Below are 1,192 nucleotides of genomic sequence, written 5' to 3'. Positions count from 1 at the left end.
CATGTCTAAAGAAAAGTTTGAACGGACCAAGCCGCACGTCAACGTCGGCACGATCGGCCACGTCGACCACGGCAAGACCACGCTGACGGCGGCGATCACGACCGTTCTGTCGAAGAAGTTCGGCGGCACGGCCAAGGCGTACGACCAGATCGACGCGGCGCCGGAAGAGAAGGCGCGCGGCATCACGATCAACACCGCGCACGTCGAGTACGAGACGGCCAACCGTCACTACGCGCACGTGGACTGCCCGGGACACGCCGACTACGTCAAGAACATGATCACGGGTGCCGCGCAGATGGACGGCGCGATCCTGGTGTGCTCGGCCGCTGACGGCCCGATGCCCCAGACCCGCGAGCACATCCTGCTGAGCCGCCAGGTGGGCGTGCCTTACATCATCGTCTTCCTGAACAAGGCCGACATGGTGGACGACGCCGAGCTGCTGGAGCTGGTGGAAATGGAAGTCCGCGAGCTGCTGAGCAAGTACGACTTCCCGGGCGATGACACCCCGATCGTCAAGGGTTCGGCCAAGCTGGCGCTGGAAGGCGACACGGGCGAGCTGGGCGAGCAGGCGATCATGAAGCTGGCCGACGCACTGGACAGCTACATCCCGACGCCGGAGCGCGCGGTGGACGGCGCGTTCCTGATGCCGGTGGAAGACGTGTTCTCGATCTCGGGCCGCGGCACCGTGGTGACGGGCCGGATCGAGCGCGGCATCGTCAAGGTGGGCGAGGAAATCGAGATCGTCGGCATCCGCGACACGCAGAAGACGACCTGCACGGGCGTGGAAATGTTCCGCAAGCTGCTGGACCAGGGCCAGGCCGGCGACAACGTGGGCATCCTGCTGCGCGGCACCAAGCGCGAAGACGTGCAGCGCGGCCAGGTGCTGTGCAAGCCGGCGTCGATCAAGCCGCACACGCACTTCACGGGCGAGGTCTACGTGCTGAGCAAGGAAGAAGGCGGCCGCCACACGCCGTTCTTCAACAACTACCGCCCGCAGTTCTATTTCCGCACGACCGACGTGACCGGCTCGATCGAGCTGCCGAAGGACAAGGAAATGGTCATGCCCGGCGACAACGTGTCGATCACGGTCAAGCTGATCGCCCCGATCGCGATGGAAGAAGGCCTGCGCTTCGCCATCCGTGAAGGCGGCCGCACCGTCGGTGCCGGCGTCGTTGCGAAGATCATCGAGTAA

1 protein-coding gene is annotated in these 1,192 nt (G+C 64.9%); it reads left to right on the top strand.

Going from position 1 to position 1,192, the window contains the following annotated elements; translation table 11 throughout:
• Position 1: 1 nt before the first annotated feature.
• Positions 2 to 1,192 (top strand): elongation factor Tu, encoded by a 1,191-nt coding sequence (tuf, locus tag Q8X39_RS20460; RefSeq protein ID WP_130481887.1) that lies wholly within the window; start codon positions 2 to 4, stop codon positions 1,190 to 1,192.

It is taken from the genome of Leptothrix discophora (assembly GCF_030705305.1).
GTDB lineage: Bacteria > Pseudomonadota > Gammaproteobacteria > Burkholderiales > Burkholderiaceae_C > Sphaerotilus > Sphaerotilus discophorus.
Note: the sequence above shows the minus strand (reverse complement) of the source record. Positions and strands in the feature narration are given on the sequence as shown.